Origin of the sequence: Allosphingosinicella sp. (genome assembly GCF_036387215.1) — a bacterium.
In the GTDB taxonomy this organism is placed as follows: domain Bacteria; phylum Pseudomonadota; class Alphaproteobacteria; order Sphingomonadales; family Sphingomonadaceae; genus Allosphingosinicella.
Map to the genome: position 1 here is coordinate 1 of NZ_DASVUE010000171.1, position 4420 is coordinate 4420.

Here is a 4420-nt window from a genome sequence, read left to right on the forward strand (position 1 = left end):
CCCTTGCCTTGCCGTCTCCAGCTCCCCGGCTTATCCCCCGCGCAGCATGAGGCGGCGGGACGAAATCATGGCGGTGGATCGGAAGAGCAGCAGCATCTGGGGCGGCCGCTTCGGCAAGGAGAGCTCCGATCTGATGCGCGAAATCAACGCTTCGATCGGAGTCGACAAGCGCCTCTGGCGGGAGGATCTCGCAGGCTCCGCCGCCCACGCCGCAATGCTCCGGGACCGCGGCATCATCGGTGCCGAGGATGCCGAAGCGATCCTCTCCGGCCTCGGTACCATCGCCTCCGAATATGAGCGGAGCGGCGTCGCGGAGGACATGGCGCTCGAGGACATCCACATGCATGTCGAGCACCGGCTCGGCGAGCTGATCGGCCCCGCCGCCGGCCGCCTCCACACCGCCCGTTCGCGGAACGACCAGGTGGCGACCGACTTCCGGATGTGGGTGCGCTCCGCGATCGCCGAAGCGGACAATGCGATCGGGGCGTTCCAGCGCATCCTCCTCGATCGCGCGGAGCAGCATGCAGACAGCGTCATGCCCGGCTTCACGCACCTCCAGACAGCTCAGCCGGTGACTCTCGGCCACCATCTCATGGCCTATTACGAGATGCTCCGGCGGGACCGGTCGCGCTTTGCGGACGCGGCGGCCCGGCTCGACGAATGCCCGCTCGGTGCCGCCGCGCTCGCCGGCACCAGCTTTCCGATCGACCGCCATGCCACAGCCCGGGCGCTCGGCTTCTCGAGGCCTACCGACAATTCGATCGACTCCGTCTCGGATCGCGATTTCGCGCTCGATTACCTGATGGCCGCAGTCCAGTGCAGCCTTCACCTGTCGCGGCTCGCCGAGGAGCTGATCATCTGGTCGACCTCCTTCTTCGGCTTCGTGCACCTGCCCGACGAATATTCGACCGGCTCGTCGATCATGCCGCAGAAGCGCAACCCTGACGCCGCCGAGCTCGTCCGCGGCCATTCCGGCCGTATCGCCGGTGCGATGACCGCGCTGATCGTGACGATGAAGGGGCTTCCGCTCGCTTATTCGAAGGACATGCAGAACGACAAGGCGCCCGTCTTCGAAGCGCACGATCTCCTGATGCTGTCCCTGAACGCGCTCGCCGGGATGGTCGAGCAGACCCGCTTCGACACCGCCCGAATGCGCGCCGCGGCGGAGGCCGGCTATTCCACCGCCACCGATCTTGCCGACTGGCTGGTCCAGGCGGCCGACGTGCCGTTCCGCGAGGCGCACCACATCGTCGGCCGCACCGTGAAGCTGGCGGAGGAGCGCGGCGTCGGCCTCGCCGAGCTCGATCTCGCTTCACTGCAGGGCATCGATCCGAGGATCGACGAGCGCGTCTACGCGGTGCTCACCGCCGAAGCCTCCGTCCGAAGCCGCACCAGCCACGGCGGCACTGCTCCCGACAACGTCCGGGCGCGCATCGCGGCTGCAAAGGAAAAGCCCGGCGCCTGAGGTGGCCGCGCCGGGGCGCCCTCAGTAGCGCCGCAGCCGCTTCGTCTTCACCTTGATCCGGCCGTCATAGCTCAGGGTGCAGGTAAAGCTTCTCGGGCCGTAGCTGCGGCTCCGATAGCTGTCGTAATAGCCGCCATAGCCTTCGGTGATTCCGTAGACCCGCCAGCTGCCCCTTTTGTAGGGCCGCACATGGTCGACGCGCATGCGTCCGTAGCGCTCGACATGGGGCCGGCACGCATCGATCGCCGCGCGCTCGGGGCCGCGGAAGCGAACGTCGTACAGGCTTCGGTCCAGCGAATCCCTGACGGTGCCGACGGCGCGGGCGGTTTCCTCCACCGTCCGGGCGATCTCGTCGGCGACCCGGCCGGTCCTGGTGCGGTCCTGATATTGATATTGGGCAAGAGCGGGCGCGGCCGAGAGTGCGACAGCCGCAACGGCGCCGATCTTAAGACAGAGGTGCATCGACAGTCTCCTTTCAACGCCTGGCCGGAACTGACGGCCATAGAGACGATCTGATGAACGCCCAATTTCCGGAAACGCTCCGGAACCGGCCCTGTCAAAGCATCGATCCGGAGCGGCAGCGAACCGCCACGAAAAAAGTCTTTCCTATTGTATAACCTTTGTGGTTCAAACTGGCGGATGGACCAGAACCGCATCGCGCTTGGAAGCGCATCCGCCCCCGAGGCTCCGGCCGACGAGCCCGCCTCTCCCGTCAACCATCCCGCCGCTCAGGACGTTCCCGGCTTCGATGCCGTCCCGCTCCGCTACCGGATCGACGGCTGGACGCCCGAGAAGCAGCTCGAATATGTCGAGGCGCTGGCCGATACCGGCGTCGCCCGCCAGGCGGCGGCGCGGGTCGGCATGTCCGAACAGAGCGCCAGCCGCCTCCGCCGCCGTCCGGAGGCGCGCTCGTTCGACCGGGCGTGCGACGCGGCGATTCGGGCGGGCGCACGCCGCCTGGTTTCGATCGCGTTCGAGCGCGCGGTCGAGGGCACGATCAAGGGCCATTATTATCATGGCGAGCTCAAGAGCGAGGAACGCGTCTACGACAACCGCCTGCTCATCTTCCTGATCTCGAAGCTCGGCCCGCTCTTGCCCGAGGCTGCCGAAACGGGTCCGGTCCTCGAGAACTGGCCGGCCTGGATGGACGCGATCGCGCAAGGCCTGCCCGAGCCTCGGCCCGAGGCCGAGCAGCCGCTTCCGGCGGACGCCGGGGAGGACCCGGAAGATGAGGCGGAGGACGAGGATTTCGACCTCCTGGAATCGGCCATGTTCGATGGCGACGAGGTGTGGGAGGATGACGGCGTCTGGTGGACCCGCTTCCCGCCCCCGGAAGACTTTGACGGTGAGGAGCAGGGGATATGGGGCCAGGAGGGCTATCAGCGAACGCTCACGGAGGTGGAGGAACTGGTGGCCGAAGCCGACCTCTTGCAGGAGCGCGCGTTCGCGCTCGCTCGCGGGGCCGAGCTTCGCGATCGATATTTCGGGTTCGAGAGCGGCACCCGCAGGGCCGACCTTTTTGCGCTCAGGGAAGCCGAACCTTATGAAACTTCCGCGGAGCCCGGGCCTCCCGCGAAGGGAATGGCGGCCCCCGGATCCGAGTCCCGCGAGGAAGGCACGCCGCCCATGGCTTCCGCGCCGGCGCCGTGCGACAATGACGGGTCCGAGTCTCGCGCGAGTATGTGACGGTGCGAATGGATAGGGAGTTGAACCGCGATCGGATCGCGTCCGGCGTCGCCGCGGCTGCGCTTCAGGCGCTGCTCGTCTACGGCCTCATCGCCGGTCTCGGCTTCTATCGCGGCGACAAGCCGGAGGCGACGCTGAGGCTCCTGCCGCTCGGGCCGGAACCGCCGCCTCCGCCTCCGGAGCCTCCGCCGCCGGCTGCACGGAGCGAGGCACCGAAGGAAGCCGCCGCTCCGCCCGCGCTCCGGGCCGATGCCTCGCCGGTGGTCGCGCCGCCGCCGCTTGTCCCGATAAAGCTCCCGCCGCCGCTTCCCGCCGCCCCGGTGGCCGGGACCGGAAGCCAGACGTCGCAGGGTGCGGCCGCCATCGCCGGCCCCGGCACTGGCAGCGGCGGCGAAGGGACCGGAACGGGCGGCGGGGGCTCGGGAGACGGCGCGGGCGGCGGCGGCACCGGCGGCCCGCCGGTGCGGACGCGTCGGATCAGGGGCCATTTCAGCGACGCCGATTACCCGTCCGAGGCGGAACGGGCGGGGGTGCAGGGCACCGTCGTCGCGCGGCTCACCGTCGGCGCCAAGGGCCGCGTCACCGCCTGCCGGATCCGCGCGTCGAGCGGCAGCGCGGCGCTCGACGACGCCACCTGCCGGATCATCCTCAAGCGCTTCCGCTTCATGCCCGCGCGCGATTCGAGCGGAGCCGCGACCACCGACACGGTCGAATGGGAACAGGCCTGGTCGCTGCGGCCCGAGGACCGGCCGGAATATGCCGAAGCCGAGTGCCGCGCCCGCGCCGGCCGGGCGGGCGATGCCGGCGCCCGCAGGGCCGAGTTCCTGTCGTGCATGGCATCGTTCGGGTGGGCGCGCTGATGGCGGCCGCGCTCCAGCCCGACAAGCGCCAGCGGCTCGCCTCCGCGGCCGGAGTCGCGGCATTCCACGCCTTGCTCGGCTACTTCCTGCTGGTCGGCCTCGGCTATGACGGAGCCGGCAAGGCCGCGGACGCGCTGAAGCTGTTCGACGTCGCGGCGCCGCCCCCTCCCCCGCCTCCCGAGCCGCCTCGTCCCGATCGCGAAGATGCTCCGAAGGAAGCGGCTGCCCCGCCGGCGTTGAAGGCCGAGGCCGCCCCCATTGCCGCGCCTCCGCCCGAAGTGCGGCTCCCGGTCCCGCCGCCCGTCGCCGCAGCTCCGGCGCCGGCGGTCGGAAGGGACGCATCGCGAGGCGCCTCCGACCGGCCCGGCACCGGCAGCGGCGCCGGCGGCGAAGGAACCGGAACCGGAGG

The 4420-nt window shown here is 69.9% G+C and carries 4 protein-coding genes and 1 pseudogene; 4 read left to right on the forward strand and 1 reads right to left on the reverse strand.

The features are described from left to right. Positions 1 to 94: 94 nt before the first annotated feature. On the forward strand, positions 95 to 1465 hold the full coding sequence (gene argH / locus VF662_RS07040; RefSeq protein WP_464139297.1) for an argininosuccinate lyase: 1371 nt from the start codon (positions 95 to 97) through the stop codon (positions 1463 to 1465). Positions 1466 to 1486: 21 nt separating this feature from the next. Here the strand turns inward: argH and VF662_RS07045 are convergent, their stop codons facing one another. Then, complete coding sequence (locus VF662_RS07045) at positions 1487 to 1927, reverse strand: hypothetical protein (protein WP_464139291.1); 441 nt, start codon at positions 1925 to 1927, stop codon at positions 1487 to 1489. Positions 1928 to 2104: 177 nt separating this feature from the next. On the opposite strand from VF662_RS07045, the gene VF662_RS07050 reads away from it, so the two are divergent. The 3 genes and pseudogenes from VF662_RS07050 to VF662_RS07060 all read left to right on the forward strand — a co-directional run. Further along, positions 2105 to 3151 (forward strand): hypothetical protein, encoded by a 1047-nt coding sequence (locus tag VF662_RS07050; RefSeq protein WP_464139293.1) that lies wholly within the window; start codon positions 2105 to 2107, stop codon positions 3149 to 3151. A gap of 20 nt (positions 3152 to 3171) precedes the next feature. Beyond that, positions 3172 to 4011, forward strand: a complete 840-nt coding sequence (locus tag VF662_RS07055; protein WP_464139295.1) for an energy transducer TonB — start codon at positions 3172 to 3174, stop codon at positions 4009 to 4011. Continuing rightward, a pseudogene (locus tag VF662_RS07060) lies at positions 4011 to 4420 on the forward strand (energy transducer TonB); the annotation flags it as partial. The gene VF662_RS07055 and the pseudogene VF662_RS07060, both read left to right, overlap by 1 nt.

Excerpts from the sequence above, each read along its gene's own strand:
- VF662_RS07045 (WP_464139291.1), bottom strand. The coding sequence starts at position 1,927 with ATGCACCTCTGTCTTAAGATCGGCGCCGTTGCGGCTGTCGCACTCTCG.
- VF662_RS07050 (WP_464139293.1), top strand. The coding sequence starts at position 2,105 with ATGGACCAGAACCGCATCGCGCTTGGAAGCGCATCCGCCCCCGAGGCT.